The following is a 26,091-nucleotide window of genomic DNA, read 5'->3' on the forward strand; positions in this document are numbered from 1 at the left end:
GCGCCCCGCCGGCGCGACCCAAGCTGCCGGGCCTGCGGCCCTCTGGCGAAGCGCCAGCGCAAGGTCGCGCCCGCCGGGGCGCGGCGCCAACCAGCGCATCGCGGCTACGAACCGTGGTGGGATGAAAAAGCCGGATTCAGGGAAGGGTGGCAGGCGGCATTGTCGTCAGCCACTACGACTGAAGAAGCCCGCCATCGAGAGTGGAGACCTGTTCTTCTGCCGCTGTGCAGCCTGGACGGGTGTGGAAAAGACGCGGATGCAAATGACCCGCGAAGCCGAAAGGGGTTCCAAGGGGCGCAGCCCCTTGGCCGCCGGAGGCCCCTACCCCCCTGAAAATCTCTCCGATCTAGTCGTCGTGGCTGTGGGGCACGTCGCCCAGCGCGTGCACGTGCACGTGGGTGTGGGGCGAGGCCGCCACGGCGTGCAGGTGCCCGTGGTCGAGCATGTAGTGCTCCGTGGCCACCTGGAGCAGGAAGTCCCACTCGTGGGAGACCACCAGCAACCCCAGGTCCAGCCCGGTGAGCACCTCGGCCACGCGGGCCTTGCTCTCCGGGTCCAGCCCGGTGGTGGGCTCGTCCAGCAACAGGGCCTTGGGGCGCATGGCCAGCACCCCGGCCAGGGAGGCCAGGCGCTTCTCCCCCCCGGAGAGCCGGTGCGTGAGCCTGGGGCCGAACCCGGCCAGCCCGACCATCTCCAGACAATGCTCCGCCGTCTCCCTGGCTTCGCGCGGGCTGCTGCCCAGGTTCAGCGGGCCGAAGGCCACGTCCTCTATCACGGTGGGGCAGAAGAGCTGGTCGTCCGGGTGCTGGAACAGGTAGCCCAGCACGCGCCGGGCGCAGCGCAGGCCCTCAGCGTCGGAACAGGCGGCGCCGTCCACGCGCACCGTGCCGCGCACCGGGCGCACCAGGCCCATGATGGTCTTGAGCAGGGTGGTCTTGCCCGAGCCGGTGTGCCCGGCGAGGCCCACGCGCCCGCCCGGCGCAAGCTTCAGGTTCAGGCCGGTGATCACTTCGCGGCCGGGGTAGCCGCAGTGCAGATCCTCGATGTCGATGAGCGTCATAGCGCCTCCGTGAACAGCACCGCGCAGGCCAGAACGGTGCAGCCAAGGCACAGGGCGGTGTCCGCCGCGCGCCAGCCGCTGGTTCCAAGAGTGCGGAAGCGCCCGTCGAAGCCCCGGCAGAGCATGGCCTGGTGGATGGCCCCGGCCCTGTCCATGGCCCGGATGAACAGCAGTGCCAAGAGCAGGGCGTAGGTGCTCCAGGCCCGGCGGCTGGTGCCGGGGTCGAAGCCGCGCAGCCTGGCCGCGGTGAGCAGCCGGTCCCACTCCCGGCGCATGAGCTCCAGGTAGCGGGCGGTCAGGGCCAGGATCAGACAGAGCTTGTCCGGCATGCCGAGCCCCGAGAGGGCCGCGCCGAACTCCGCCGGGCTGAGCGGCCGCACCAGCCCCCAGAAGATGAGCAGGATGGCGTTGCCCTTGGCGGTCATCAGCGCGGCCAGGGCCAGGCCCTCGCGGCTGAAGGGCCAGCCCGAAATGTGGAAGAGCGGCGCGCCCGGCACCGCGAAGGGCACCGTGGCCAGCAGCCCCAGAAAGAAAACGTTGACGAAGGCCATGCGCTTGAGGAGCGGCCCGGGGCCGTCCCAACCCAGAGCCAGGGCGGCGAGCCCGCAGGCCAGGGCCAGGCCCGCGCCGGGCCAGGAGTGGCAGACCGCAGACGCCACGCACAGGGCCACGGCTCCGGCCAGCCTGGAGCGGCCGTCCAATACGGGAGCGGGGGCCGGTACCACCTAGAGGTACTCCGGGCGCAGGCGCTTGATGAAGCCCAGGATGAGCAGGGTGATGACGCCCTCCACGCCCATGAGCGCCAAGTGCGTCCAGAAGAACAGCCCGGCGAACAGGGCCAGCTCCCCGCCGCTGGCCACCAGGGCCGTGTAGAGCAGCGCCAGGCTGCCCAGGATGGGCAGCGCCCCGCACAGGAAGGCGGCCACCGGGAAGGCCGGGCCGCCCTTGCGCAGCAGCGGGCGCAGCGCCAGCCCGGCGAGCACCGCCGGCAGGCCCATGACCACGGTGTTCACGCCGAGCACCGTGAGCCCGCCGAACTGGAAGAGCAGCGCCTGGAGCAAAAGCCCCACGAAGATTGCCGGAAAGGCCGCCCAGCCCAGGAGCGCGCCCATGAGCCCGGAGAGGATCAGGTGCACGCTGGCGGGCCCCAGGGGCAGATGCACCAGACTGGCGGCGAAGAAGGCGGCCGAGAGCACGCCGGTGCGCACCAGGGCCTCACCCTCCAGCTTGCGGATGCCCACGCCCAGGCCCACGGCGGCAAGGGCCGCGCCTGTGGCCAGCACGGGGGCTGAGAGAATTCCTTCGGAGATGTGCATTGCGTTACGTCCAGAGAGGCTTTGCCTGACGATGTCAGGGGACTGGTTCCGCCCACGCGGGGGGGCCGCGCGGGTGGGTGAGCAGTACCCCGTGGCGCCTGCTTGGGCAAGCATACATATTTCACATTCGTGTCGCATGGACAAACCTTCATGCGCCTGCCGATCCTGTTGACATCGATGCAACCAAGTTGCATTACCCGGGCATCACATCGTGAGGTAGTTCGATGATTCGTGCCTTTGTCGGAATACTGGTCCTGCTGGCCTGCGTGCTCCTGGGCGTCGCCGCCCAGGCCGCGCCCCTCGAGGTTGCGGTCAGCGTGGCTCCGCAGAAATACTTCATCCAGAAGCTGGCCGGGCCGCTGGCCCGCGTCTCCGTGATGGTCTCCCCCGGGGCGGACCCGCACAGCTTCGAGCCCAAGGCCAGCCAGATGGCCCAGGTGGCCGGAGCCAGGCTCTATTTCGCCCAGGGCGTGGAGTTCGAGCAGGTCTGGCTGCCCAGGATGGCCGCATCCAACAAGGGGCTGACCGTGGTGGACGCCACCGCCGGGATCGACCTGCTGCCCCTGGAGGAGCACGGCCACGACAAGGAAGCCGGGCACCAGCACGCCGCCGGCTCGGACAAGGAGACCGACCCCCACACCTGGACCTCCCCCCGCCTGGCCAAGCTGGAGGCCGCCAACATGGCCCGCGCCCTGGCCCAGGCCGACCCGGCCAACGCCCAGGCCTACGAGGCCAACCTGGCGGCCCTGAGCCAGGAGATCGACGCCCTGGACGCCTCCATCCGCGAAGCCCTGCAAGGGCTGCCCGAGGGGGCCTCCTTCCTGGTGTTCCACCCGGCCTGGGCCTACTTCGCAAGGGAGTACGGCCTGCGCGAGGTGGGCATCGAGGTGGGCGGCAAGGAGCCGGGACCGCGTCTTCTGCGCAAGATCATCGACGAATCCCGCAAGAAGGGCGTGAAGGTGGTCTTCGTGCAGCCCCAGTTCTCGCGCAAGGCCGCGCAGTCCGTGGCCGAGGGCATCGGCGCCACCCTGGCCGTGGCCGACGACCTGGCCGAGGACTGGGCCGCCAACCTGCTCCAGGTGGCCAAGGCTTTCCGGGAAGCCGCGAGATAAGGGGAAGGACATCAGGCGCATGAACGAACCGGCCATCGAACTCAAGGGCCTGAGCTTCGGCTACGACGGCTCCCCCGTGCTCGAAGGGGTGAACCTGAGCGTGCCCCAGGGCGAATACCTGGCCGTGCTCGGCCCAAACGGCGGCGGCAAGACCACCCTGCTCAAGCTCCTGCTGGGGCTGGAGCAGCCCACGGCGGGCACGGTGCGCGTGCTGGGGCAGGAGCCCTCGCAGGCTTCCCGGCTGGTGGGCTACATGCCGCAACTCACCTCCCAGGGGCGCGACTTCCCCATCTCCGTGCTGCAGACCGCGTTGCTCGGGCGGCTCAACTCCCGCTCCTGGTGGCCCCGCTGGCCCCGGCGCGACAGGGACAAGGCCATGGAATGCCTGGAGCGCGTGGGCGTGGAGCATCTGGCGGACAAGCCCCTCTCCGACCTCTCCGGCGGGCAGCGCCAGCGTGTGTTCATCGCCCGGGCCCTGGCCGGGGAGCCCAGGATGCTCCTGCTGGACGAGCCCACCGCCAGCGTGGACCCCGAGGGCCGGGCCTCCCTGCAGGAGCTGCTGGGCGAGCTGGCCAAGACCCTCACGGTGGTGCTGGTCAGCCACGACCTCTCCGTGATCTCGCGCCACGTGAGCTGCGTGGCCTGCGTGAACCGCACCGTGCACTTCCACCCCAGGCCCGAGGTCACGCCGGAGATGTTCGGCATGATGTACCAGTGCGGCCCCCACAGTTGCCCCGTGGAGATGATCGCCCACGGCATACCGCACCGGGTCCTGGCCCCGCACGAGGTCAAGCCGTGATCGACATCCTCTCCTACGATTTCATGCGCAACGCGCTCATGGCCGGGCTGCTGGCCAGCGTGGCCTGCGGCATCATCGGCACGCTGGTGGTGGTCAACCGGGTGGTGTTCGTGGCGGGGGGCATCTCCCACGCGGCATACGGCGGCGTGGGCCTGGCCTTCTTCCTGGGCCTTCCCGTGCTGCCGGTGACGGTGGCCTTCTCCCTGGGCGTGGCCGCGCTCATGGCCAAGGTGACCTTCGGCAAGCGGGAGCGGGCCGACACCGTGGTGGGCGTGCTCTGGGCCGCGGGCATGGCCTTCGGCATCATCCTCATGGACCTGACCCACGGCTACAACGTGGACCTGATGAGCTTCCTCTTCGGCTCCATCCTCTCGGTGCCGCAGTCCGACCTGTGGCTCATGGCCGGGCTGGACACGCTGCTGGTGGCCGTGGTGGCCTTCGCCTACCGGGGCTTCCTGGCCATGAGCTTCGACCCGGAGTTCGCCGGGCTGCGCGGCGTGCCGGTGAAGCTGCTGCACCTGGCCATGCTCTGCATGATCGCGGTGTCCATCGTGATGATCATCCGGGTGGTGGGCCTGATCCTGGTGATCGCCCTGCTGACCATCCCGCCCTACCTGGCCGAGCGCGGCGGGCGCTCCCTGGGCGGGATGATGACCGCCTCCGCGCTCTACTCCGTGCTGTTCTGCCTGAGCGGGCTGGCCCTCTCCTACGCCTTCGACCTGACCTCGGGCGCGAGTATCATCGCCGTGGCCACGGTGTGGTTCTTCGCCAGCCAGGGCCTCAAGGGAAGGCGCGCCTGATGTGCGGCTCCTGCGACCCCTCGCGTCTGCTGGAGGGCGGCAGCCTCAAGGCCACGCCCATGCGCCTGCGGGTGCTCTCGACGCTGCTGGCCGCCAGCGAGGCTCTGGGCGCGCCCGCCCTGCTCGAACTGCTGCGCCGCGAGGCCCCGGCGGACAAGGTGAGCCTCTACCGCACCCTGGAGACGCTCCTCCAGGCCGGGCTGGCCACCCGGCACGAGGCCGGGGACGGCAGCGTGCGCTACTGCGCGGCCGGCCCCGCCCACCCGGACCACCACCACTTCTACTGCCTGAGCTGCCACAGGCTCTACTGCCTGGAGCAGGACGCCGTGAGCGTGGGCACCCGGGTGCCCGGCGTGAGCCACGTGAGCGTGCGCCTGGACGGCACCTGCCAGCGCTGCCGCACAGGCGCGGACCAATGAAAGCCGCCTCGCCGGCAGGTTTTTCGTTGCCCGCGACTATGCCACGGAGTACATGGACGTCAGAAATCCCCACCAGCAGGAGACGCCCATGATCGACGACATAGCACAACACCTCGGCGAGAAGGCCGCCTACTACCTCGATCACGTCTGCAAGGCCGTTCCCAGGCACACCCTGCACCTGCCCGGGCCCGACGTGGTGGACCGCATCTACGCCCAGACGGACCGCTCCGTGCCAGTGCTGCGCAACCTGCAGGCCCTGGTGGGCTCCGGCAGGCTCGGCGGCACGGGCTACGTGTCCATCCTGCCCGTGGACCAGGGCATCGAACACTCCGCCGGGGCCTCCTTCGCGCCCAACCCCATCTATTTCGACCCGGAGAACATCGTGAAGCTGGCCCTGGAGGCGGGCTGCAACGGCGTGGCCTCCACCCTGGGCGTGCTCGGGGCCGTGGCGCGCAAGTACGCCCACAAGATCCCCTTCATCCTCAAGCTCAACCACAACGAGCTGCTCTCGCTGCCCGCCAAGGCGGACCAGATCATGTTCGCCCAGGTGGAGCAGGCCTTCGACATGGGCTGCGCCGCCGTGGGGGCCACGGTGTACTTCGGCGCGCCCGAATCCACCCGGCAGATCCAGGAGGTCTCCCACGCCTTCCGCCGCGCGCACGAGCTGGGCATGGCCACCATCCTCTGGTGCTACACGCGCAACCCGGCCTTCGTGAAGGACGGCGTGGACTACCACACCGCCGCCGACCTCACCGGCCAGGCCAACCACCTGGGCGTGACCATCCAGGCCGACATCATCAAACAGAAGCTGCCCACCACCAACGGCGGCTACACGGCCATCAAGTTCGGCAAGACTGACCCGCGTGTCTATTCGCAACTGACCACCGCCCACCCCATCGACCTCTGCCGCTATCAGGTGCTCAACTGCTACGCCGGACGCATGGGGCTCATCAACTCGGGCGGGCCTTCGGGCGGCGCCACGGACATGGCCGAGGCCGTGATGACCGCCGTGGTCAACAAGCGCGCGGGCGGCATGGGGCTGATTTCGGGGCGCAAGGCCTTCCAGCGCCCCATGGAGGACGGCGTGCGCCTGCTGCACGCCATCATGGACGTCTACCTCTGCAAGGATGTGACCGTGGCCTGATTGCCCGAACCGCCTTCGCAGAAGCCTGATTTGACAGGCGTTTCGTCCACTGCCGATTCCTGCGGCGACTTAAGGCGACACCCTTCGGGAGGGGCTGCCAGGCCCCTCCCGCTAGCCAGCCCATTTTTCCGGCCTTATATCTACTGAAGGCCCCCGGTGGACAAGCTCAAGCAACCGGCATAAGCGACACGCCCACGGGCCGGACGACCCGCGCCGCAAGGCGCGGCATAGGGGCCGCCCCATGAACCGCCGGACGCGGGCGGAAAGGAAATGCTTGCGCATTCGGCCGGTGGTAACCGGGCCGATTCCGGAAACGTCATCACTCAGAGGAATACAGCATGAAGCAGCACTGTCAGAAAACCAGTGCCCGATACAACGGCAGGATTCACCCCGTGGAGGGCACCCTGCGCGAAGGAATCATGACCTGCCCCGCCACCCGGTTGTCCGTGCTGCTCGCGGCGCTGCTCCTGGGCCTGGCGCTGACGCTCGCGGCCCTTCCGGCCAGGGCCGCCCAGGACGGTGCGGAGGCGGCCGCCGCGCCCGCGCCAGAGGCCTCCTTGGAAGCCCCCAAGCCCGCAGCCACGGTCGCGCCGGACCGCAGCAAGGCCCTGCTGGCCCTGTTGGACAGGATGAAATCGAGCTACGCCGCCCTCAAGGACTTCACCGCCACCTTCCAGAAGCAGGAGAAGGTCGGCAACAAGATGTTCCGGGACGACCACATCGAGCTCAAGTTTCAGAAGCCCTTCAAGGTCTACATGAAATGGATGGGCGAGGCCAAAGAGGCGCTCTACGTCGAGGGGCAGTACAACAACAAGGTGCTGGCCCGCTGTGACGGCCTGCTGGGCCTTGCCACCTGGTCCTTCAGCCCGAGGAGCTCCGCGCTCATGCGCGAGAGCCGCCACCCCATCACCGAGGTCGGCTTCGGGTTCATCCTGGACGTGATGAACAAGAACATCCCCAAGGCGCACGAGAACGGCGACATGGAGATCGTCAAGATGGGCGACGACCAGTTCGACGGCCGCCCCGCCACCGTGGTCGAAGCCAAGTTCAATTCGAGCGAGGCTCACCAGTACTACACCTCGCGCATCGTTTTCCACGTGGACAAGGAGTTCCTGCTGCCCGTGGGCATCGCCTGCTACGACGACAAGGGCGAGCTTCAGGAGGAGTACATCTACAAGAACCTGAAGCCCAACTCCGGCCTGACCGAGATGGATTTCTCCAAGGACAACAAGGAATACCGCTTCTAACGGCTGCCCCGGGCGCACGGCCGCCGGGCCGGGCCCAACGCGAAGCCGGAAAGGATTCCAAAGGAACGAAGTTCCTTTGGCGGGAGTGTCCAGAGAGGGCGGAGCCCTCTTTGGCCGCCGGAGGCTTCTCCTCCCTCCTGCCGAGCCTGATGAAACTTCGGGCGGAACCGTGGGGCCGGGATAAGGATGCGGTTTGTTTGCTTGCGCCCGTGCAGAGGCTGTGAGTTGTGGCGGGTCCAGCCGTGGCCTCCCCGAAGCCGAACTGGCTGATGTTCTTCAAATACAGCGGACAGTTCGGCTTCGGGGAGGTTGCGGCTGGAGCCTGGGAGACCGTGAAGCCTCCGGCGGCCAAAGGGAGTTCCTCCCTTTGGAATCCCATCCGGCTTCGCGTCGCGCCTGGAAACGGTGTTGGTGCCAGTCTACGATTTGCATGACGAGATATGCCATGATTGTAATACGGAACGTTCTCTTCGTCTTTCCCGCTGCCTGCTGAGGCTCCCGGAGTAGCCCCCTCCCATGTACGAATCCTTTCAGATTTTCGCCCAGATCTGCGTGGCCATCCTGTTGGAGGCCGCGCCGTTTCTGCTTCTGGGGGCGCTGGCCTCGGGCCTGTTCGAGGTGTTCGCCTCCAGGGACTGGATCGAGCGGCTCATGCCCCGCTCCCCCCTGGCGGGCGTTCTCGCGGGCACCGTGCTCGGGCTGATGATGCCCTGCTGCGAGTGCGGCATCGTGCCCCTGGTGCGCCGCCTCATCGCCAAGGGCGTGCCCCCGGCCACGGCCATGACCTTCATGCTGGCCGGGCCGGTCATCAACCCGGTGGTGCTGGCCTCCACCTTCGTGGCCTTCCAGGGCGACCTGACCGTGGTGGCCCTGCGCTGCGCCCTTGTGGCGTTGATCGCGGCCGCCGTGGGCTTCAGCCTGCGCAACAAGTCTCCGGAGGAGATCCTGCTGCCCGCTGCCGCGTCCGGGGCCGCCTGCGGCTGCGGTGACGAACCCGCCCCCGCCGGGGCGCTGTTCGGCTCCCTGGCCGACGCCGCGCCGCTCTCCGCGCTCAAGGGGCCGAGCCTGCGCACCCGGCTGGACCACGCCCTGCGCCACGCCCAGGGCGACTTCCTGGACATGTTCCGCATCCTCATTCTCGGGGCCATGGTGGCGGCGGCCTTCAAGACCTTCGTCCCGGCGGGCTTCGTGAGCATGATGCAGGGCGACCTGATGCTCTCGGTTGTGGGCATGATGGGCCTTGCCGTGCTGCTCTCCCTGTGCTCCCAGGCCGACGCCTTCGTGGCCGCCTCCTTCTCGGGCTTCCCCCTGGCCGCCCGGCTGGCCTTCCTGGCCCTGGGGCCGGTGCTGGACGTCAAGCTCGTGCTCATGTGGCAGGGGGCTTTCCGCTACAAGGTCATCAAGCTGCTGGCGCTGGTGCCCATGGTCCTGGTCTTTTCCGCCTGCATGCTGCTGGGAGCGGCCTTGAAGCTCTGGGGGCCGCAATGACGCCGCGCAGACTGCCCGCGACAGCGGAATCCCTGTGCCTGCTGGGCCTGGCCGGATTCATGGCCTGGCTGCTGCTGGGGGGCGACTACTGGATGTATCTCAACCCGCGCTTCAAGGCCCTCACCTGGGCCGCCGCCGGAGCCCTGGCCCTGCTGGGCGGCTACGGGTTGTGGCGGCCCTCGCCCAGGGCCGCCTGGCTGCGCGCCGGGCTGTTCGCCTTCACCCTGGCCCTGTGCGTGGTCAGCGGACTGGCCGTGCATGAAGGAGCGGAGAAGATGGGCGCGGAGCCCCAGGCCATGCGGGAGGCCGAGGCGACCCCGGAGCCCCGCGTGAAGAAGCGGGGCGTGGAGTACATCCGCATCAACCTGGGCGAGCTCTACGACATCGTGGGCAAGCCCCAGCCGGAGCTCATCGGCCTGGACTACGCCGTGCGCGGCTTCGTGCGCCGCACCCCGGAGCTGGACGCCGAGGGCGAGTTCGTTCTCTACCGCGTGGCCCTGTACTGCTGCTACGCGGACTCGACCGCCGTGGGCTTCCGGGTGCGCCCGCCCAAGGGTGGAAAGCTTCCGGAGAACGGGGCCTGGGTGGTGGCCTACGGCAAGCTCGACCGCCTGGACCGCCCAAAGCCCGAGGCCGAGGAATCCCTCGGAGGCTCGGCCTTCTCCTCCGTGAACGAAGACTACAGGATCGCGGCTTCGCTCATCGAGGCGGAAAAGGCGCCCGGCATGGGCATGATGTACGAGTGGCGCCCACAGGAGCCCTACGCCTACTAGCCGTCTGAATGGGTTTCCCCCGGACCAAGGCGGAGGGATCCGCCGCCGCGGGAATCGAAACCCTCCGCCCGGCGTGGCCGCCGGAAGTATTGAAACGAACGAGCCCCGCGCACTGCCGTGCGCGGGGCTTTCCATTTGATTGCGCCAGGGCGGGTTCAGGCTTTCGGGGCCGCGTCCAAAGCGTCGAGCAGGGTTTCGATCTTGCCGCGCGCCTTGAGCGCCTCCAGCCAGTGCGGGGGCAGGGCATCCAGCCCGCGCCAGGCCCCCAGGACCATCCCGATGAGCATGTTGCGCGCGGCAGAGTCGCCCCCGGCCATGGTGGAATCCACCAGGGCCTCGGCCGGGGCATCCTGATGGCGCAGGATCACCTGCACGGTGGACTGGAAGGCCCCGTCCACATGGCAGCTCTGCCCGAACCTGTTGATTGCCGTGAGGCAGTCCGTGCCCTGCTGGGCCTGGGCGTCGGCGAACCACTGGTGCAACGGGGAGCCGGGCAGCCTGCCCGCCAGCGCCCGGGCCATGGCCTCGCGGGGGGGCGTACCGCCCAGAACGGCCGCCGTGGTGCGGGCGAAGAACTCGGCCGAATCGCCCACCTTGCCGTTGTTGTGCGTCAGGGTGGTCTGGCGGCGGCAGGCGGCCACCAGGGCCTCCTCGTCGCCATGCAGCAGATAGACCAGCGGGGCGATGCGCGAGGCCCCGGCCAGGTCGTCGGAGATGGAGCCCGCGTCGCCGTATTCCCAGCCCGCGACCAGCTGGTTCAAGGTGTTGCGGGTGGCGCGGTCCACGTAGCTTGGCGCGCCTCCCTCGAAGTGAGCCCGCCAGGCGCGGGAGAAATCCTCGGCGTCGAAGCCCTTGGCCCGCGCCAGGGATTCGAGCAGCACCATGGTCTGGTCGCCGTAGTGGGTGAAGTCGCCGGCCTGCTTGCCCGGATGGTAGGAGTCGGGCCCGGGGGCCTTGAGCCTGTCGATGCGGCCGTGCACCTCGGCCAGGAGTTGCTGGTCGTATATCCAGTGGACGCCCAGGGCCAGGCTGTCCCCGAGGAAGCTCGTCAACACCATTGCGCGCGCCGCGTCTGCCATTCCTGACCTCCAAGGTTGCGATTGCGCTCATTGTTACGCCCGCATCCGGGCCGGGGCAAGTGTATAGGGACGAAAACAGTCGGGGCGCGCGGCTTATGCGGCCGCGCGCCCCTTGTGGTGGAGGAAGGCGAGGAGAAAGCGGTTGCGTGTTAGCCCAGGATGGCCTTGATGTCCTCATCCGGGGTGGTGATGGGCATGATGTTCAGCTTGTCCACCAGAACCTTCAGCACGTTGGGGGTGACGAAGGCGGGCAGGGAGGGTCCGAGGCGGATGTCCTTGATACCCAGGGCCACCAGGGTGAGCAGGATGGCCACGGCCTTCTGCTCGTACCAGGACAGGACCATGGAGAGCGGCAGGTCGTTGACGCCGCAGTTGAAGGCTCCGGCCAGGGCGATGGCTACCTGGATGGCGGAGTAGGCGTCGTTGCACTGGCCCATGTCCAGCAGGCGGGGGATGCCGCCGATGTCGCCCAGGTCCTTGTCGAAGAAGCGGAACTTGCCGCAGGCCAGGGTCAGGACCACGGTGTCCTTGGGCAGCTTCTCCACGAACTCGGTGTAGTAGTTGCGGCCGGGCTTGGCGCCGTCGCAGCCGGCCACCAGGAAGAAGCGGCGGATGGCGCCGGACTTCACCGCGTCGATGACCTTGTCCGCCACGCCCAGGACGGCGTTGCGGGCGAAGCCGGTGAGCACCTGCTTGCCGGGCACGTCGGCGGCGAAGCCGGGCAGCTTCAGGGCGTGCTCGATCACGGCGGAGAAGTCGTAGCCGTCGACGTGCTTCACGCCGGGGAAGCCCACCAGGCCGTGGGTGAAGACGTTGTCCTTGTAGGACTCGGAGGGCTTCATCAGGCAGTTGGTGGTGAAGAGGATCGCGCCGGGGAACTGGGCGAACTCCTTCTGCTGGTTCTGCCAGGCCGTGCCGAAGTGCCCGTAGAGGTGGGGATACTTCTGCTTGAGCTTGGGGTAGCCGTGGGCGGGCAGCATCTCGCCGTGGGTGTACACGTTGATGCTCTTGCCCTCGGTCTGCTTGAGCAGCTCTTCCAGATCCTTCAGGTCGTGGCCGGTAATCAGGATGGCCTTGCCAGCCTTCTGGCCCAGGGGCACGGCGGTGGGCGTGGGGTGGCCGTAGGCTTCGGTGTTGGCCTTGTCCAGGGCTTCCATGGCCAGCAGGTTCACCTGGCCGGCCTTGATGGCGCTGTTGAACCAATAGTCCATGCCCAGGCCGGGCTTGGTGGCGGCGGCCATGGCCTCGTGGATGTAGTCGTAGATTTCCTTGTTCTCGACACCCAGGATGCGGGCGTGGTCGGCGTAGGCGGCCAGGCCCTTGAGCCCGAAGAGCACCATGTGCTGCAGCGACACGATGTCGGGGTCGGTGTCGGGGTTGTCCTTCATGCCGCCCTTGCCGGTGGCGGCCTCGGCGACCAGGGCCTCCATGCCGGCCGGGGCGGTGAAGCTCACGGAGGCGTGCGCGGGGATGGCGCCGCCGGCGGCCTTGACCTTGGCTTTGAGGGCCTCGCGCAGCGAGACGGTCTGGTTGATCCAGGCCTGGAAGCGGGCGGGGTCGAAGTCCACGTTGGTCAGGGTGGCGAAGAGCATGGCGGGCACGTGGCGGTCGACCTCGACGTCGACCACGCCGACCTTGCGGCCTTCCTCGGCCACGAGGCTCAGGCCGCGCAGGGCGTAGACCAGCAGGTCCTGCAGGTTGGAGGTGGTGTCGTCCTTGCTGCACACGCCGATCTTGTCGCAGCCCTTGCCGTGCATCGTCTGCTCACACTGGTAACAGAACATATTGATCCTCCCTTGGGGTTGGTTGGCGATTGCCGTCGTCTGGAGCGGTATATAGGCCCACCGCCCTAAGCCGGATGTGACCTGTGTCACACGGCGACAAAAAAGATGATTTTTATCCTCCTTTCTGCCTCCCCCGCCCGATCCGGCGTGCTTGACGCTGCCCGCGCCCCAGGGCATTGGATAGGGGGAAACCGGAGAACTTATGCGACTCTACCACGCCATTCTGGTCTTGTCTCTGCTCATTGTGGGCATCAACGCCAGTTTTCAGGCTGTCTGGCTGAGCCAGTTCTCCAAGGTGCGGGACAGCGTGGAGGAATTCAGCAGCAGCTGGCTCCCGGCCGTGCGCCTGGCCAGCGCCCTGGCCCGCCTCGCGGGGGAATACCGGCGCATGGAGATGGACTACCTGCTCACCGAGGACCACCGCGAGCTGGCCGTGCTGACCAGGCGGATGACCCGCGTGACCGCCGCCATCGAGAACGCGGAGATGCGCCTGGCGGGCCTGATGGCCACCCGCTCCGAGCGCGATGCCCTGACCACCTACCTGGAATCGCGCAGCCGCTTCCAGGAGGAGCACCGCGACATCCTCAACGAAACCCTGGCCGGGCACCCCGAGGTGGCCCGCAACATCTCGGCCAAAGGGTCGGCCCAGCACTTCGCGGCCATGATGGCCTCCCTGGAGACCATCGAGCGCCTCAACCAGGAGTCCGGCGAGCAGGCCGTCTCCAACGCGGGCCGGCTCTACAGGCGCATGGCCACCACCATGCTGGCCGTGGGCCTGGGCAGCATCGCCCTGGCCGTGGCCGCGGCCGTGCTGGCCGCCAGGCGCATCAGCCACCCCATTGCCGAGCTGGCGAACTGCATGGCCACCATGCCGGAGGAGGGCCTCCCCGGATGCCCCATCAAACAGCCCGGCCGGGCCGTGCAGGAGGTCAGCCTGCTCTACCGCGCCTTCCAGAACCTCACCGGGCAGTTGGCCCTTTCCATGAAGCGCCTGGAGGAGCTCGCCGTCACGGACCAGCTCACCGGGGCGGCCAACCGGCACCGGCTCATGGCCGAAGGAATCCGGGCGATGGACCTCTGCCAGCGCGCGGGCAGCCCATGCTCCGCCCTGATGATCGACATCGACCACTTCAAGCGCGTCAACGACACGCACGGCCACGCCGCCGGGGACGCAGTGCTGCGCCACATCTCAAGGGAACTGGTCCGCCACCTGCGCGCCTCGGACCTGCTGGCCCGCTACGGCGGGGAGGAATTCGTGATACTGGCCCCCAACTCCGGCCCGGAGGAGGCGGCCCAACTGGCCGAGCGGCTGCGCCGGGCCGTGGAGGTCCACCCCGCCCTGGCCGCCGGGGCGACCATCCCCGTCACCGTGAGCATCGGCGTGGCGGGCGGCCAACTGGCTCCAAAGGATTTCGAGTCCCTGCTCCACGACGCGGACACGGCCCTGTACGAGGCCAAGCGCTCCGGCAGGAACAGGGTGGCCACCGCCGGTGAACCCGCCTAGCCGCTTCTTCCTCATCTTGGTAGCCCTGCTGGCCTGGCTGGCCGCCGCGGCCCCGGCCCGGGCCGTGGAGGTGCGCATGGGCGGCGAGCACTACGTCTATGCGGCCAGCTTCGTGAACCGAAACTTCACCGGCTGGAGCGCGGACGGCTCCCAGACCGAGGACGCCTTCACCCTCTGGCAGCGCACGCGCCTGCGCCTGGACCTCACCTCCGGCGAGAACCTTGGATTCAGCCTCTGGGCCCAGGTGCAGAACACCCCCTGGGGCAATTCCACCCTCACCGTGGACAACCCGGCCGTGGCCGTACAGATCTTCAAGGCCTACCTTCTCTTCAAGGTTCCCGGCACCGGGATCGAGGCGGCGGCGGGCAAGCTGACCGTGACCCTGCCCCAGTCCGAGGCCTTCAGCGGAAGCATCGTCCTGGATTCGGAGCTGGGCGCGCTCACCGCCAAGGCCCCCCTGGGCGAGAGCGCTTCCATCACCCTCGGCTACGGGCGTCCGCTGGGCTACGTCAACGCCCTGGAGAACGTGGCGGCCAACCCCCGCGACGTTTTGGACCTGTTCTTCGCCGCCCTGCCCGTGACGGGCGAGGCCATCTCGGCCACGCCCTGGCTCATGGCCGGGCTCTTCGCCAACAACGGGGCCAACACCCCCTATCAGGGCGCGGGCGGCCCGCCGGACCTGGGCTACATCCGGCAGGACATGCTCTCCATCGGCTATTTCGAGCGGACGCCCGGTTTCCGCCAGTCCTGCGCGCCCTACTTCTGGGCCGGGTCGAGCTTCAAGCTGGGGCTTGAGAGGGTGAGCCTGTACGCCGACGCGGCGGCCGGCCTGGGCGGGGCCTGGGACGCGCCCAAGAATCGGCGGCGGGGCGTCTTCATGGATGCGGCCGCGTCCTACGACGCCCTGGGCTTCATGGCCCCGCGCCTGTTCGGCTGGTGGTCCAGCGGGGAGGACGCGGACGTGCGGGGCGGCTCCGAGCGCATGCCCGCCCTGGTGCGCACCTGGAACGCCGGGGCCTCCTACCTGTTCTCCACCGGCCAGGTGTTCGACAACACGACGAGCACCAACGCCTGCCCCGTCGGGGCCTGGGGCCTGGGCGCGAGCCTGGACGCCGTGAGCATCATCCCGGAGCTGACTTCGCGGCTCACCGCCGTGTACGCGCGCGGCGCGAACGACCCCAAAGCCCTGCGCCGCGCCGTGGAGCTCACCGGGGAGAACGGCATGGCCCAGATGGGCAGGCACCTGAGCGTGAACGAGCACCTGATCGGCGTGAACTTCGACCACACCTGGGCGGTGTGCGACGGTCTCAAGATCGTGGTGGAGACGGGCTGGGCCCACGCGGGCGGGCTGCAGCGAAGCATCTGGGGCCGCCGCTTCACGGACGCCGCGCGCGATTCCTGGAAGGCGGCCTGGGGGCTGCTGTACACGTTCTGAGCCCGGCGCGGGCCAGTCCGGGCCAGTCTGGGCCAGTCTGGCCTTGCCCGCCGGGTTCAACGCGGCTATGCTGTATGGATAATCCCCCGGTGCCCGCCGGACCCGGCGGCCTTGACCCCTATCCGGGGGGCCATTACAAGTGCCCACGCCACGCGACAAGGATACGCACATGTTCAAACCCGATTTCGAGAAGGGCGGGGGCCTTGTGCCCGCCATCGCCCAGGACGCCGCCACCGGCGAAGTGCTCATGCTGGCCTACATGAACGAGGCCGCCTGGGAGAAAACCCTGGAGACCGGCGAGGTCCACTACTACAGCCGCAGCCGCAACAAGCTCTGGCACAAGGGCGGCACATCCGGCCACACCCAGAAGGTCAAGTCCATCCGCCTGGACTGCGACCGCGACGCCGTTGTCGTGCTCATCGAGCAGATCGGCGGCGCGGCCTGCCACGAGGGCTACCGCTCCTGCTTCTTCCGCGAGGTCGGCAAGGACGGCGAGCCCGTGCTGTGCTCCCCCAAGGTGTTCGACCCCGAAAAGGTCTACGGTCCCGGCGCCTGATGAAGCCAGGCTCACACCGCTCCCGGCTGATAACGGCCGCAGTGGCCCTGCCCTTGCTGGCCCTGTGCGTCTGGCAGGGCGGAGCGCTCATGCTGGCCCTGGTCACGGCCGGCACTCTGGCCGCGCTCTGGGAATTCCAGGCGCTGTACCCCGGCGCGCCGCCGTGCGCGCGCGGGCTCAGCCTGGTTCTGGGCGCGCTCATGTGCTGGCTTGGCTTCGAGTTCGGCCCCGCCGCCGCCCTGGCCGTGCTTCCCGCGGCCTTCTGGCTGGAGGAGCTGGCCAGGCTCTGGCACGGCGCGCAGGGCACGCCCCGCTGGTACCTGGCGGCCTCGCTGGCCTACATCCCGGCCAGCCTGCAGTTCGTGCCCGGGTTCTCCCCGGCGGAGACCGCCCTGGTGCTCCTGGCCGTGATGGCCTCGGACACGGGCGCCTATTACGCGGGCACCATCATCGGCGGCCCCAAGATCTGGCCTTCCGTCTCCCCCAAGAAGACCTGGGCGGGAAGCTTCGGCAGCCTGGCCTCCACCGTGGCCGTGTGCCTGGCCTTCGGCGCGCTGCGCGGCACTGCCCAGCTGATGTGCTTCGCGGCCCTGGGCGCGGCCCTGGCCGTGGCGGCCCAAATGGGCGACTTCATGGAATCCGCGCTGAAGCGCGCGGCGGGCGTCAAGGATTCCGGAGCCCTGCTGCCCGGACACGGCGGCGTGCTGGACCGCATCGACGGCATGCTCCCGGCCATCCTGGTCTACGCCCTGGCTCGCAGCCTCTTCGGAGCGATATGATCGACTACATCTCCTCCCTGCCGGGGGCCGAGGCCCTGCCCGGCTTCCCCAGGAGGCTCGCCGTCCTGGGCTCCACAGGCTCCATCGGGGAATCCGCCCTGGCCGTGGCCGCGGACCATCCCGAGGAAATCTCCGTGCTGGCCCTGGCCGGGGGCCGCAACGTGGAGCGCCTGGCCGCCCAGGCCGCGCGCTTCCGCCCCCGCTACCTGGCCATGCTGGAGGAGGCCGGAGCCTGGAAACTGCGCTCCATGCTGCCCGCAGGCTACGCTCCCGAAATTCTCTCCGGCCCCGAGGCCTACGTGACCCTGGCCACCCTCGAGGACGCCGACGTGGTGCTCTCGGCCATCGTGGGCGCGGCCGGGCTGCCGCCCACCCTGGCCGCCGCCGAGGCGGGCAAGGTGGTGGCCCTGGCCAACAAGGAATCCCTGGTGCTGGCCGGGCACCTGATCCGCCGGGCCTGCCGCGAGTCCGGGGCCGTGATCCTGCCCGTGGACTCGGAGCACAACGCCCTGTTCCAGTCGCTGGCCGGGCACGACGGGCAGGACGTGGACCATCTGGTCCTCACCGCCTCGGGCGGCCCCTTCCGGGACTGGCCCGCGGCCGACATCCCCAAGGCCACGGCGGCCCAGGCCCTCAAGCACCCCAACTGGTCCATGGGCGCCAAGATCAGCATCGACTCGGCCACGCTCATGAACAAGGGGCTGGAGGTCATCGAGGCCTGCCAGCTCTACGGCCTGCCCCAGGAGCGCGTGAAGGTGCTGGTGCACCCGCAGTCCATCGTGCACTCCCTGGCCGCCTACCGCGACGGTTCGCTGCTGGCGCAGATGGGCCAGCCGGACATGCGCATCGCCATCGCCTACTGTCTGTGCTACCCCCGGCGGCTGCCGCTCAGGCTCGAACCGCTGGACCTTGCCGCCCTGGGCACGCTCAGCTTCAGCCACCCGCGCACCAAGGACTTCCCCTGCCTGGAGCTGGCCCGGCACGCGGCCGCGGCGGGTCCGGGGCACTGCGTCACGCTCAACGCCGCCAACGAGGTGGCCGTGGAGCTCTTCCTCAAGGACAGCATCGGCTTCCCCGACATCGCCCGGGCCGTCTCCTGGGCGCTGGACAGACACCCGGGGCTGGACGATCCCGATTTCATGACCATTTTGGAGGTGGACCGGGCCACGCGCAGCGCGGTGGCCGCATACCTCACGGGAACCTCATGATAGACTTTCTGGGCAAGGCCCTCACCTTCGTCGTCGTCATCGGCGTGCTCATCTTCATCCACGAGCTGGGGCACTTCATCGTGGCCCGCATCTTCGGCATGGGCGTGCGCACCTTCTCCCTGGGCTTCGGGCCGCAGCTCGTCGGCTTCCGCCGGGGCTCCACCCAATACCGCATCTCGCTCATCCCCCTGGGCGGCTACGTGCAGCTGGTGGGCCAGGACAACGAGGAGGACTCCACCGAGGGCTTCCCGCCCGAACAGTGGTTCGTGCGCAGGCCCTCCTGGCAGCGCATGCTGGTGGTTGCCGCCGGGCCGCTGTTCAACCTGGGGCTGGCCTGGGCGCTCTACGCCTCCATGTTCTACGCCCACGGCCGCTTCGAGACCCCGGCCCACATCGGCCAGGTCACGGCCCAGAGCGCGGCGGAGCGCGCCGGGCTCATGCAGGGCGACACTGTCTACGCCGTCGACGGCGCGCCCATCAGCTACTTCCGGGAGCTGCAAAAAGCCGTCGAGCGCAGCAATGGCGCGCCCCTGTACCTCGGCGTGGAGCGCGGGTCCGACAAGCTGACCATCACCATCACGCCGGACATGCTGCCCCAGAAGAACATCTTCGGGGAGGATATAAGCAAGCCCATCCTGGGCATCCGCTCCACGCAGGAGTCCATCAACATCCCGCTCGGGTTCGCGGAAGCCATGAGCGAGGGCCTGCACCAGACCTGGGAGATCACCTCCATGACGGGCCAGGTGTTCTACAAGCTGGTCATGGGCGTGGTGCCCGTGTCCTCCCTGGGCGGCCCGATCATGATCGCGGAGCTGGTGGGCAAGGGCGCGGAGCAGGGCCTGTCCTCCGTGGTCACGCTCACGGCCATGATAAGCGTGAACCTGGCCATCCTGAACCTGCTGCCCATCCCCGTGCTCGACGGCGGGCACATTCTCTTCTACGCCCTGGAGACCATCTTCCGCCGCCCCGTGCCCGAGCGCATCCGCGCCGTGACCACCAAGATCGGCTTCGCCCTGCTCATGGCGATGATGCTCCTGGCCACCGCCAACGACCTCATCAGGCTGGTCGGCGGAGGCGGGCCCAAGTGATTCTGGCGCTCAACACCGCCGAGGAGCGCCTGCAGATCCTGCTGGTGGACGGCGGCGGCCTGCGCGGCCTCTTCGAGGAGGACTGCCCCGGGCGCATGAACGAGATCATGGCCCCCGAGGCCGCCCGGATGCTCGCGGCCGCCCCCGGCGAACTTACAGGCGTGGCCTGCGTGCGCGGCCCGGGCAGCTTCACCGGGGTGCGCCTGGGCCTGGCCTACGCCCACGGGCTGTGCCTGGCCCGGTCCCTGCCCCTGGCCGGGCTCGACTACCTGCCCCTGCTGGCCGTCTGCGCCCGGGAGGAGGCCCCCGGCTGCGAGCTGCACGTGCTCACGCACTCGCGCACGGCCCGGGTCTACCATCAGAGCTTCGAGCCCTGCGGCACGCCCCTCACCCCCCCGAAGGATCTGCCCGCACAGGCCGCCGCGCAGCTCATCCGCCAGCGCGCCGCCGCCGGGCCGGTGGCCGTGCTGGGTTCGGGCCTGCGCCGCAACCCGTCCCACTTCGAGGATCTCGGCCCCGCCCTGCGCCTGGGCCTGATCGACCCAACCCCGTCCGCCTTGGCACAGGCCGCTTTGGCCGCCGCCTTCACCGGCCCGCCCGTGGACGCCCTGTACCTGCGCGGCTCCGACGCTGAGGAGAACCTGGCCTCCATCGCCGCCGGGCGCGGCCTCACGCCCGAGGAGGCTCAGGCCCGCCTGGACCGCGCTCTCTCGGACTGAAAGCACGCCCCCCTCCTTCCTGCGGATCATTCTGGAACGACTGACTATTCACCCCCTGAAATTCCCCGCTTGCGCCTTGAACCGGCTTGTTTTTTCCGTTAGGGGTGGCATCTGAGCCATCAGCCCGATTTTTCCGGGCTGCACACCACTCGCAACGGAGGAAACAGCATGGCGGTGTTCAAATGCAAGAACGCTGACGACGTGCTCAAGGCGGTGAAGGACTACAACGTGTCCTTCGTCCAGTTCTGGTTCATCGACATCCTGGGAATGCTCAAGAGCTTCCAGATAACCCCCCGGGAGCTGGAGGCCGCCTTCGACGAGGGCATGGGCTTCGACGGCTCCTCCATCACGGGCTTCACCAAGATCCACGAATCGGACATGGTGGCCTTCCCCGACCCCACCACCTTCCAGCTGGTGGCCTGGCGCCCCTCCGACCGCCCCGTGGCGCGCCTGTTCTGCGACGTGAAGAGCCCTGACGGAACCCCCTTCGCGGCCGACTCCCGCTATGTGCTCAAGCGCATGCTGAAGAAGGCAGCCGACCTGGGTTACACCTACTACGTTGGCCCCGAGCTCGAATTCTTCCTGTTCGCCAACTCCTCGGAGCCCAAGATCCTGGACCGCGGCGGCTATTTCGACGCCCCGCCCCTGGACCTGGCCAACGACGTGCGCCGCGACATCATCTTCGCCCTGGAGTCCATGGGCATCGCGGTGGAGTACTCCCACCACGAGGTGGCCCCCTCCCAGCACGAAATCGACCTGCGCTACAACGAGGCCATGGCCATGGCCGACACCGCCATGACCTACCGCGTGGTGGTCAAGGAGGTGGCCCGCAAGCACGGCTGCTACGCCACCTTCATGCCTAAGCCCCTCTTCGGCGAGAACGGCTCGGGCATGCACGTGCACCAGTCCCTGTTCAAGGGCACCAAGAACTGCTTCTACGACGCCTCCTCCCCCAACCACCTCTCCACCGAGGCCCAGGCCTACATCGCGGGCCTGCTCAAGCACGCGCCGGAGTTCTGCCTGGTCACCAACCAGTGGGTGAACTCCTACAAGCGCCTGGTGCCCGGCTACGAGGCCCCGGTGTACATCGCCTGGGCCCAGCGCAACCGTTCGGCCCTGATCCGCGTGCCCATGTACAAGCCCGGCAAGGAGGCCGCCACCCGCATCGAGCTGCGCTGCCCCGACCCGGCCGCCAACCCCTACCTGGCCTTCGCGGCCATGCTGGGCGCGGGCCTCAAGGGCATCGAGGCGGGCTACAAGCTGGCCAAGCCCGTGGAGGACAACATCTTCCACATGTCCGAGCGCGAGATGAAGAAGCACGGCATCGCCGCCCTGCCCGGCAGCCTCTACGACGCCGTGGCCCACCTGGAGAAGTCCACCCTGATGAAGGAGGTGCTCGGCGAGCACCTGCACTCCGCCCTGGTGGAGTACAAGGCCGACGAGTGGGACCGCTACCGGGTGCAGGTCACCGAGTGGGAGATCGAGAAGTACCTGCCGATCCTCTAGACGGCAGGCAGACGCAAACGCGAAGGCCGCCCGGCGACGGGCGGCCTTTTTTATGGCCTCGCGGGAAACGAATTCTTGCGCTCATCGCCCACACGGGTATCCTGCGCCAGCGCAAACAGGAGGCCTCATGATTCCCAACCAGCGAGAACTCTTCGGCATTCCCGACGACGTGGTCTACTTCAACTGCGCCTACACCTCCCCCCTGCCCGCCCCCGTGGAGCAGGCCGGGCGCGAGGCCGTGGCGCTCAAGCGCACTCCCTGGAAGCTCCCCCCCGAGCTCTTCATCAGCGGCCCGGAACGCACCCGCGCCGCCTTCGCCGCCGTGCTCGGCTGCGACCCCGAGGGCGTGGCCCTGGTGCCCGCCGTATCCTACGCCATGGCCGTGGCCGCCAAAAACCTGCCCCTGGCCGAGGACCGCGTCGTGCTGATGCTCGACGAGCAGTTCCCCTCCAACGTGTACCCCTGGCTGAAGATGGCCCCTGGCCGCGTGCGGGCCGTGCCCCGCCCCAAGGAGGGAACCTGGTCCGACGCGGTGCTGGCTTCCGTGACCCCGGACGTGGGCCTGGTGGCCCTGCCCAACTGCCACTGGACCGACGGCACCGTGTTCGACCTGGCCGCCGTGCGCGCCGCCTGCGACGCCGTGGGCGCGCATCTGGTGGTGGACGCCACGCAGTCCCTGGGGGCCATGCCCTTCGACATGGCCGCCGTGCGCCCGGACGTGCTGGCCGCCTCGGGCCACAAGTGGCTGCTGGGCCCCTACGGCGTGAGCTACCTCTACCTGGACGCCAAGTGGCGCGGCGGGGAACCCCTGGAGGAGAACTGGCTCAACCGCGAGGGCAGCGAGGATTTCTCCCGCCTGACCGAATACCGCGACGGCTACCGCCCCGGCGCGCGCCGCTTCGACATGGGCGAGGTGAGCAGCTTCGCGCTCATGCCCATGGCCTCCACGGCGCTTGAGCTCATCGCCTCCTGGGGCGTGGAGAACGTGGCCGCCTCCCTCAAGCCGGTGGTCGCGCGGCTGGCTGTCATGGGGCAGGCGTTCGGGCTCACGCCCGTGCCCGAGGCGGAGCGCGCCCCGCACATGATTGGCCTCAAACTGACCAACCGCCTGGCCAAACCCGTGGTGCAGGGCATGGTCTACCAGAACGTGTTCGCCAGCGCGCGCGGCTCGGTCATCCGCCTGGCCCCGCACCTCTTCGCCAACGCCCGCGACGTGGAGCTCTTCACCAACGCCCTGGCGCGCAACCTCTCCACTTAGCGCGCATTCGAAAAATGAACAGGCCCCCGCAGCGGTACACACCGCCGCGGGGGCCTTTGTTGCCTTTAGCCGGGGACTCCCCCGCCCGGAACCTGAACGCGAACCTGCGATCAGACCTTGCGGCTGGCGATGAGGCCCTTGAAGACCTCCATCATCAGGGAGTTGGTGGTGTTGGTGACGCTGGCCTGGGCCTCAAATTCCGCCGAGCGTTTGTGGGCCGCCGCGGAAAAGTATTGCAGGATGAGCTGGTTGACCGCCAAGCCCTGCTGCACGGGTGTTTCGAATCCCAGTTTGTTCGACATGTGTGACCTCGCATCCGGCCGCGTTCGCTGAGCGCACCTGGCCGTAACAGTCTTATCGGCCTCATCCTTCCGAAGTTTAGGCCTGTCAGCGAAAAATCCGCCCGGCCGGAGCCGGGCGGATCGTATTCTACGGATGCGCCCGTCGTCAGCCGGGTTGGGCGCAGTCCCCGGCCGAGGTCAGCTGGGCGAGCTCCTCCTCGGTGAACACCCGGTCGATATCCAGCAGGATGATGAAGCTCTCCCCATGCCTGCCGATGCCCTTGATGAAGTCCGCCCTGACGGACGTGCCCATGCGCGGCGCGGGCTCAACGTCCCCGGGCTCGATGTCCATGACCTCCTGGACGGAGTCGGCCAGCGCGCCCAGCACGGCCTGCTCGCCGCCGAGGTTGACCTCCACGATGATGATGCAGGTGTCCACCGTGCTCTCGGCGGCCGGCATGCCGAACTTGAGGCGCACGTCCACCACGGGCACGGCGCGGCCCCTGAGGTTGATGACGCCCCGGATGTGCTCCGGGGTTCGCGGCACTTTGGTGATGGGGGTCAGCTCCAGGACTTCGCGCACCGAGGCGATGTCCAGCGCGAACACCTCCTCCCCGAGGGTGAAGGTCAGATACTGATTGGTGCTGTCGCTCACTTCGCGCTCCCGGGCTTAGAATTTTTCGAAATCGTCGTCGCCGTGGGTCTCCGGCCCCATGTTCAGCTCCACTCCCTTTCGGGCTGGCGCGGCCTTGCGCGCGGCCGCGCCGGGGCGCGCCGTCATGCCCATGGACGGCAGCGCCCTGGGAGCCCTGCGCTGCGCAGTGTTCTTGAGCCTGAAGAAGCCCACCGTGGCCAGAAGCTGCTCGGCCTGGCTGGAGAGCTCCTCCGAGGTGGAGGCCATCTCCTCCGAGGCTGAGGCGTTCTGCTGGATCACCTGGTCCAGCTGCTGCACGGCCTTGTTGATCTGGTCCGCCCCGGCGTTCTGCTCCTTGGAGGCCGCCGCGATCTCCTGCACCAGCTCGGCCGTCTTCTTGATGTCGGGCACGATGGCCCCAAGCATCTGCCCCGCCTTGTCGGCCACGGCCACGGATTCAGACGACAGCGACGATATTTCGGCCGCGGCGTGGCCCGAGCGCTCGGCCAGCTTGCGCACCTCGGCCGCGACCACCGCGAAGCCCTTGCCGTGCTCGCCCGCGCGGGCGGCCTCGATTGCGGCGTTGAGCGCCAGCAGGTTGGTCTGGCGGGCTATCTCCTCGATGATGGATATCTTCTCCGCGATCTGCTTCATGGCCCCCACGGTCTGGATCACGGCCTGGCCGCCTTCCTCGGCGTCCCTGGCGGCCTTGAGTGCCATGGCCTCGGTCTGGAGGGAGTTGTCGGCGTTCTGCTGGATGTTGGAGGCCATCTCCTCCATGGAGGAGGAGACCTCCTCCACGCTTGCGGCCTGTTCGGAAGCGCCCTGGGAGAGCGACTCCGCCGTGGCCGAAAGCTGCTGGCTGCCCGAGGCCACGTTGTTGGCCCCCTCCACCACCTCGCCCATGACCTCGCTCAGGCGCTGCACCATGGTGCGCAGGGAGTCGGCCAGCACGCCGATCTCGTCCTTCTGGTCCACGTCGAGCTCCTGGGTCATGTCGCCTTCGGCCATCTTCTGGGCGAAGGCCACGCCCTTGACCACCGGGCCGGTGATGCCCCTGGTGATGACGATGGCCACAACCACGCCCAGCAGCAGAGCCAGGGCAAGGCCCACGGCCATGACCGTCGACGCCGTGGAAAGGCTCTGTGAGGCGGCGGTGGTCGCATCCTGCGTGAGCTTCACGCCCTCGGCAGCCGTGGCGTTGGCCGCGGCGAGCATGGCCTCGGCGTATTGGGTGCGCTTCTTGGCCAGCTCCTCTGCCTGCTCCATGTTGCGGATGGTGACGGCGATGGTCTCCCTATAGGTTTCGAGGGCCTTTTTCAGCCCTTCCAACTGCCGAATATTCTCCTCCCGGCGGGTCATGGGGCGGAGGATGTCCAGGTTCTTCTGGATGGCATCGAAATGGCCGAAGGCTTCTTTGACGTGCTTGGGGTCCCGGCTTGCGATGGAGTTCAGGTTGGCGATGCGGATCGCCGTACCTTCGATGATGACGTCCTCCATGATGTCCAGCTTGCGCAGCCGTTCCTTGAGGATCGACGGATCAGCCTTGGCGTCGATGTCCGTGATGCCGGCGTCGCGCTGGCTGGAGTAGAAGTCGTCGGCGTTTTTGACGAAGGCCGCGGCCGCGGCCTCCATGCTGCGCCGGTTGGCCGACTGGGCTTTATCCAGCTCGTTGGTCTGGATCGTATATTTCTTGTACTCGCCGAAAGCGGCTGCGGCTTTTTCGGTGTTCTGCTTGAGCTGGGTCAGGCCGGGATATTTCTTGGCCAGTTCCGCTGCGGCGGACAGGCCCTTTTCCACCGCGTCGAAGCCCTTGAGGCTCAACTCCCAGTAACGCGCTTCACCCGTAAGCCCGTAGCTGCGGGTGTTGAGCATGGTCTCCTGCACGGAGCGCTCGATTTCACCGGCCACGGTCACCTGCGGGGCCACTTCAAGTGCCAGGCGGTCCGCCTGCTTGCCCACCGAGAGCATGTTCCACATGGCCATGCCGCCGAGCAGCCCGGCTATCAGTATGAGTACGCCGAAGCCCAGGCCGATCTTCACCCCGAGTTTCAAGTTGCGCATAGATACATCCTTTATTGTAAAAATTCTTATATTGTGGA

25 protein-coding genes are annotated in these 26,091 nt (G+C 68.3%); 17 read left to right on the top strand and 8 right to left on the bottom strand.

Features of this window, described 5'->3' with window-relative positions:
• Nucleotides 1-346: 346 nt before the first annotated feature.
• Genes MLE27_RS12790 through cbiM form a run of 3 tightly spaced genes read right to left on the bottom strand, consistent with a single transcriptional unit; the run spans nucleotide 347 to nucleotide 2,376 of the window.
• Complete coding sequence (locus MLE27_RS12790) at nucleotides 347-1,060, bottom strand: energy-coupling factor ABC transporter ATP-binding protein (protein ID WP_243312470.1); 714 nt, start codon at nucleotides 1,058-1,060, stop codon at nucleotides 347-349.
• The gene (gene cbiQ / locus MLE27_RS12795) at nucleotides 1,057-1,785 is read right to left on the bottom strand and encodes a cobalt ECF transporter T component CbiQ (protein WP_243312471.1); all 729 of its coding nucleotides are present in this window, start codon (nucleotides 1,783-1,785) and stop codon (nucleotides 1,057-1,059) included. Before cbiQ ends, MLE27_RS12790 begins: the two co-directional genes overlap by 4 nt.
• Nucleotides 1,786-2,376 carry a cobalt transporter CbiM gene (cbiM, locus tag MLE27_RS12800; RefSeq protein ID WP_243312472.1) on the bottom strand — a complete coding sequence of 197 codons (591 nt, stop codon included), beginning with the start codon at nucleotides 2,374-2,376 and terminating at the stop codon, nucleotides 1,786-1,788.
• A gap of 224 nt (nucleotides 2,377-2,600) precedes the next feature.
• On the opposite strand from cbiM, the gene MLE27_RS12805 reads away from it, so the two are divergent.
• From MLE27_RS12805 to MLE27_RS12840, 8 genes are all read left to right on the top strand, one after another.
• The gene (locus MLE27_RS12805) at nucleotides 2,601-3,488 is read left to right on the top strand and encodes a metal ABC transporter solute-binding protein, Zn/Mn family (RefSeq protein ID WP_243312473.1); all 888 of its coding nucleotides are present in this window, start codon (nucleotides 2,601-2,603) and stop codon (nucleotides 3,486-3,488) included.
• Nucleotides 3,489-3,507: 19 nt separating this feature from the next.
• Nucleotides 3,508-4,287 carry a metal ABC transporter ATP-binding protein gene (locus tag MLE27_RS12810; RefSeq protein WP_243312474.1) on the top strand — a complete coding sequence of 260 codons (780 nt, stop codon included), beginning with the start codon at nucleotides 3,508-3,510 and terminating at the stop codon, nucleotides 4,285-4,287.
• Nucleotides 4,284-5,087, top strand: coding sequence for a metal ABC transporter permease (locus MLE27_RS12815; RefSeq protein ID WP_243312475.1), 804 nt, complete (start codon nucleotides 4,284-4,286; stop codon nucleotides 5,085-5,087). The genes MLE27_RS12810 and MLE27_RS12815 overlap by 4 nt, the downstream gene beginning before the upstream one ends.
• Nucleotides 5,087-5,506 (top strand): Fur family transcriptional regulator, encoded by a 420-nt coding sequence (locus MLE27_RS12820; RefSeq protein WP_243312476.1) that lies wholly within the window; start codon nucleotides 5,087-5,089, stop codon nucleotides 5,504-5,506. Before MLE27_RS12815 ends, MLE27_RS12820 begins: the two co-directional genes overlap by 1 nt.
• A gap of 88 nt (nucleotides 5,507-5,594) precedes the next feature.
• Entirely contained in the window at nucleotides 5,595-6,650 is a 1,056-nt protein-coding gene (locus tag MLE27_RS12825; protein WP_243312545.1) for a class I fructose-bisphosphate aldolase, read from the top strand.
• A 338-nt stretch (nucleotides 6,651-6,988) separates the two neighbouring features.
• Nucleotides 6,989-7,897 carry a DUF1571 domain-containing protein gene (locus tag MLE27_RS12830; protein WP_243312477.1) on the top strand — a complete coding sequence of 303 codons (909 nt, stop codon included), beginning with the start codon at nucleotides 6,989-6,991 and terminating at the stop codon, nucleotides 7,895-7,897.
• A 516-nt stretch (nucleotides 7,898-8,413) separates the two neighbouring features.
• Nucleotides 8,414-9,385 carry a permease gene (locus MLE27_RS12835; RefSeq protein ID WP_243312478.1) on the top strand — a complete coding sequence of 324 codons (972 nt, stop codon included), beginning with the start codon at nucleotides 8,414-8,416 and terminating at the stop codon, nucleotides 9,383-9,385.
• On the top strand, nucleotides 9,382-10,158 hold the full coding sequence (locus tag MLE27_RS12840) for a TIGR03943 family putative permease subunit (RefSeq protein WP_243312479.1): 777 nt from the start codon (nucleotides 9,382-9,384) through the stop codon (nucleotides 10,156-10,158). The genes MLE27_RS12835 and MLE27_RS12840 overlap by 4 nt, the downstream gene beginning before the upstream one ends.
• Before the next feature lie 155 nt (nucleotides 10,159-10,313).
• On the opposite strand, the gene MLE27_RS12845 is transcribed toward MLE27_RS12840, so the two are convergent.
• Both MLE27_RS12845 and hcp read right to left on the bottom strand, forming a co-directional pair.
• Entirely contained in the window at nucleotides 10,314-11,237 is a 924-nt protein-coding gene (locus MLE27_RS12845; RefSeq protein ID WP_243312480.1) for an ADP-ribosylglycohydrolase family protein, read from the bottom strand.
• A gap of 149 nt (nucleotides 11,238-11,386) precedes the next feature.
• Nucleotides 11,387-13,021, bottom strand: a complete 1,635-nt coding sequence (gene hcp, locus MLE27_RS12850; RefSeq protein WP_243312481.1) for a hydroxylamine reductase — start codon at nucleotides 13,019-13,021, stop codon at nucleotides 11,387-11,389.
• A gap of 202 nt (nucleotides 13,022-13,223) precedes the next feature.
• Between hcp and MLE27_RS12855 the strand changes: the two genes are divergently transcribed.
• The 9 genes from MLE27_RS12855 to MLE27_RS12895 all read left to right on the top strand — a co-directional run bounded on the left by MLE27_RS12855 (nucleotide 13,224) and on the right by MLE27_RS12895 (nucleotide 23,074).
• A complete protein-coding gene (locus tag MLE27_RS12855) occupies nucleotides 13,224-14,525 on the top strand; it encodes a GGDEF domain-containing protein (RefSeq protein WP_243312482.1) in 1,302 nt (433 codons plus the stop codon).
• Nucleotides 14,512-15,960, top strand: coding sequence for an outer membrane homotrimeric porin (locus MLE27_RS12860; RefSeq protein WP_243312483.1), 1,449 nt, complete (start codon nucleotides 14,512-14,514; stop codon nucleotides 15,958-15,960). The genes MLE27_RS12855 and MLE27_RS12860 overlap by 14 nt, the downstream gene beginning before the upstream one ends.
• 169 nt (nucleotides 15,961-16,129) lie before the next feature.
• Entirely contained in the window at nucleotides 16,130-16,516 is a 387-nt protein-coding gene (gene hisI, locus MLE27_RS12865) for a phosphoribosyl-AMP cyclohydrolase (RefSeq protein ID WP_243312484.1), read from the top strand.
• Nucleotides 16,516-17,295: a phosphatidate cytidylyltransferase gene (locus tag MLE27_RS12870; protein ID WP_243312485.1), complete on the top strand. Its 780-nt coding sequence runs from the start codon at nucleotides 16,516-16,518 to the stop codon at nucleotides 17,293-17,295. Before hisI ends, MLE27_RS12870 begins: the two co-directional genes overlap by 1 nt.
• On the top strand, nucleotides 17,292-18,503 hold the full coding sequence (gene dxr, locus MLE27_RS12875; RefSeq protein ID WP_243312486.1) for a 1-deoxy-D-xylulose-5-phosphate reductoisomerase: 1,212 nt from the start codon (nucleotides 17,292-17,294) through the stop codon (nucleotides 18,501-18,503). The genes MLE27_RS12870 and dxr overlap by 4 nt, the downstream gene beginning before the upstream one ends.
• A complete protein-coding gene (gene rseP, locus MLE27_RS12880) occupies nucleotides 18,500-19,591 on the top strand; it encodes an RIP metalloprotease RseP (protein WP_243312487.1) in 1,092 nt (363 codons plus the stop codon). Before dxr ends, rseP begins: the two co-directional genes overlap by 4 nt.
• Nucleotides 19,588-20,310, top strand: a complete 723-nt coding sequence (gene tsaB, locus MLE27_RS12885; RefSeq protein WP_243312488.1) for a tRNA (adenosine(37)-N6)-threonylcarbamoyltransferase complex dimerization subunit type 1 TsaB — start codon at nucleotides 19,588-19,590, stop codon at nucleotides 20,308-20,310. Before rseP ends, tsaB begins: the two co-directional genes overlap by 4 nt.
• A 168-nt stretch (nucleotides 20,311-20,478) precedes the next feature.
• Nucleotides 20,479-21,816, top strand: coding sequence for a glutamine synthetase family protein (locus tag MLE27_RS12890; protein ID WP_243312489.1), 1,338 nt, complete (start codon nucleotides 20,479-20,481; stop codon nucleotides 21,814-21,816).
• A 127-nt stretch (nucleotides 21,817-21,943) separates the two neighbouring features.
• A complete protein-coding gene (locus tag MLE27_RS12895) occupies nucleotides 21,944-23,074 on the top strand; it encodes an aminotransferase class V-fold PLP-dependent enzyme (protein ID WP_243312490.1) in 1,131 nt (376 codons plus the stop codon).
• Nucleotides 23,075-23,184: 110 nt separating this feature from the next.
• Here MLE27_RS12895 and MLE27_RS12900 read toward each other — a convergent pair whose 3' ends face one another.
• The 3 genes from MLE27_RS12900 to MLE27_RS12910 all read right to left on the bottom strand — a co-directional run bounded on the left by MLE27_RS12900 (nucleotide 23,185) and on the right by MLE27_RS12910 (nucleotide 26,053).
• A complete protein-coding gene (locus MLE27_RS12900) occupies nucleotides 23,185-23,376 on the bottom strand; it encodes a hypothetical protein (protein ID WP_243312491.1) in 192 nt (63 codons plus the stop codon).
• A gap of 145 nt (nucleotides 23,377-23,521) precedes the next feature.
• Nucleotides 23,522-24,010, bottom strand: a complete 489-nt coding sequence (locus MLE27_RS12905; protein WP_243312492.1) for a chemotaxis protein CheW — start codon at nucleotides 24,008-24,010, stop codon at nucleotides 23,522-23,524.
• 15 nt (nucleotides 24,011-24,025) lie between these two features.
• The gene (locus MLE27_RS12910) at nucleotides 24,026-26,053 is read right to left on the bottom strand and encodes a methyl-accepting chemotaxis protein (RefSeq protein ID WP_243312493.1); all 2,028 of its coding nucleotides are present in this window, start codon (nucleotides 26,051-26,053) and stop codon (nucleotides 24,026-24,028) included.
• Nucleotides 26,054-26,091 lie beyond the last annotated feature (38 nt).

Origin of the sequence: Fundidesulfovibrio agrisoli, from assembly GCF_022808715.1 — a bacterium.
GTDB classification, from domain to species: Bacteria; Desulfobacterota; Desulfovibrionia; order Desulfovibrionales; family Desulfovibrionaceae; genus Fundidesulfovibrio; species Fundidesulfovibrio agrisoli.